Source organism: Cellulophaga baltica (assembly GCF_900102165.1).
Classification (GTDB): Bacteria; Bacteroidota; Bacteroidia; order Flavobacteriales; family Flavobacteriaceae; genus Cellulophaga; species Cellulophaga baltica.
In genome coordinates, this window is sequence record NZ_FNBD01000045.1 from 1 (window position 1) to 2,087 (window position 2,087).

Below are 2,087 nucleotides of genomic sequence, written 5' to 3' on the forward strand. Positions count from 1 at the left end.
CACAACGGTCTTGTATATGAAACGAAGCGTGTAAATAGACACTAGCTTTTCGGATTATGCACAAGCCGAATTTTTTAATTTTCTTTTTATCTTATTTTCTCAAAAAGCCAAATTAAAAAATTTGGCGTACTTTGCAAATATACAAAAACCTCTCGAAAAGCTTATAATAGCTATGTTTTATATACGTTGTTGTAGCCAGTTTTACTTGCGGATTGTTCTTAACGCTCGCTTAATTATTTTTTCCGTTTCTGCTGTTGGTGATTCCGATTCCCATTTTTTGCAAAGTCCAATTACAAATTCAGGTTTGGACTTGCTTGCATCATTTATCCAATTCCCAACGCTGTCTTGCACATATTTTGACTTATCCGATTTTAACGATTCCAAAATCTGTAATGCTTGTTCGGGATTCTCTTTTAATTCCTCGATGTGCTTACACCAAACTCCTCTCGGTCTTGTCGATTCGGTTGTAAATCTTCTTATGTTTTCATCAGGGTCGTTAGTCCATTTACTCAATATTTTAAACGATTCTGAAAGTTTTTTTTCAATTTCAGGTCTTAATGCCATCCAAACAATTTCTCTAACTCCAAAATGTTTGTCGGCAATTAACTTTCTTGATTGTTCAAGTTTTTCAGAAATATTTAATTTGGTATTCAAGGCGATTAAATACGTTGCGTAGCAACGTATTGTGTCTGATTCGTGATTGCTCAAAAGTTCAATAGTTGAACCTAAAGTTTTTGATTGGCGACAATATTCGTAAAGGTGAAGTCCGATAAGTTTTATCGAACCCATTGTAGAGGGTTTTTTCTGTTGTCCGATTGCTTTTGTAATAGAAGCTATGCTATCTTTTAAGCCGATTTCTGGGAAAATGCTTTTAATCAAATCACTTTGGTTGACCGCTAACCATTCTGTTAGGTTGACTGTTGGAATTTTACCTTTGTTGAGTAAATCCAGCACGTCTTTTGGAATATCCTGTATTTTTCTCGCTCCTTTTCTATTTTTGATTTCTTCGCTTACCATATTTTTGACAACTCCGATAATTGTTTTTTTGATTGTTCAAAGTTACTATTTTTCAAATCCTCCGTTCCGAAATCCTGTGCCTCTGTGTTCACAAAGGTAATTTCGGTTATTCCCAAAAAGTTGAGTAATGCTGTCAAATAGTTTTCTTGGAAATCGAAAGGTTGAAGTACTTCGCCATTTTTATAAGACATTGCACCTCTTGATGTGATTACCAAAACTTTTTTACCACCTAAAAGTCCTTTCATTGCTCCGTTTTCGTCCAATGCAAATGTTTTACCAACCCTAACAATGTTGTCGATATATGCTTTTAAAGTTGCTGAAATTGAAAAATTATACATTGGCGATGCAATTATTATTTTGTCCGCATCAATTAGTTCTTCGATTAGTGTGTCCGATGATGTAAGTACGTTTTTCATTTCCTGCGTTCTGTTCATTTCAGGTGTGTAATTGGCTTTGATAAATTGGTCTGTTGGAAATTTAGGCGGATTTATACCAACATCTCTGCTTTTCAATGAATATGAACTATGGTTTTTTATTTGTTCGAGAAAATGGTCGGTTAGCATTCTCGTTTTTGAATTCTCTATTCTTACGCTTGAGTCAATTCTTAAAATTTTCATAAATTTGTTTTTTAATTTTCCGTCAAATTTATGGTCTTGCAACACAGTAATCAATACCGCATATTTTTATCAATATGGGATAAAAAAGTCAATATTATGAACACAAAGGAATTAGTAGTCGAAAATAAAATCTGTCCATTGGAAAAAGCTGTGAATACCATTAGCGGAAAATGGAAAATCCCAATTATTTGGCAAATTCACGAAGGAAAAAAACGACCAAGCGAATTTTTAAGAGGAATAAACCAAGTCGATAGAAGAGTTTTGAATCAACATTTGAGCGAAATGATTTCAGATGGATTATTGACAAAAAAATCTTTCAATGAGTTACCTCCAAGAGTTGAATATCAATTAACGGATTTAGGTCATAAATTGGTTGATGTTCTTTGGAAATTAAATGATTGGGGAAAGATGCTCGTTGATAAAGACGAATGTTGATTTAAATTGGCTACAACG

General features: G+C 33.6%; 3 protein-coding genes. 1 reads left to right on the top strand and 2 read right to left on the bottom strand.

All coding sequences use genetic code 11. From position 1 onward, the window contains the following. Positions 1-201 precede the first annotated feature (201 nt). Both BLQ19_RS20765 and BLQ19_RS20770 read right to left on the bottom strand, forming a co-directional pair. Positions 202-1,017 carry a DNA alkylation repair protein gene (locus BLQ19_RS20765; protein WP_074539653.1) on the bottom strand — a complete coding sequence of 272 codons (816 nt, stop codon included), beginning with the start codon at positions 1,015-1,017 and terminating at the stop codon, positions 202-204. Continuing rightward, a complete protein-coding gene (locus tag BLQ19_RS20770; protein ID WP_074539655.1) occupies positions 1,011-1,634 on the bottom strand; it encodes an FMN-dependent NADH-azoreductase in 624 nt (207 codons plus the stop codon). The genes BLQ19_RS20765 and BLQ19_RS20770 overlap by 7 nt, the downstream gene beginning before the upstream one ends. 96 nt (positions 1,635-1,730) lie before the next feature. On the opposite strand from BLQ19_RS20770, the gene BLQ19_RS20775 reads away from it, so the two are divergent. Beyond that, positions 1,731-2,069 carry a winged helix-turn-helix transcriptional regulator gene (locus BLQ19_RS20775; RefSeq protein WP_074539654.1) on the top strand — a complete coding sequence of 113 codons (339 nt, stop codon included), beginning with the start codon at positions 1,731-1,733 and terminating at the stop codon, positions 2,067-2,069. Positions 2,070-2,087 lie beyond the last annotated feature (18 nt).

Bases quoted from the DNA above. Each gene is read 5' to 3' on its own strand.
- BLQ19_RS20770 (WP_074539655.1), bottom strand. From the start codon at position 1,634: ATGAAAATTTTAAGAATTGACTCAAGCGTAAGAATAGAGAATTCAAAA.
- BLQ19_RS20765 (WP_074539653.1), bottom strand. From the start codon at position 1,017: ATGGTAAGCGAAGAAATCAAAAATAGAAAAGGAGCGAGAAAAATACAG.
- BLQ19_RS20775 (WP_074539654.1), top strand. From the start codon at position 1,731: ATGAACACAAAGGAATTAGTAGTCGAAAATAAAATCTGTCCATTGGAA.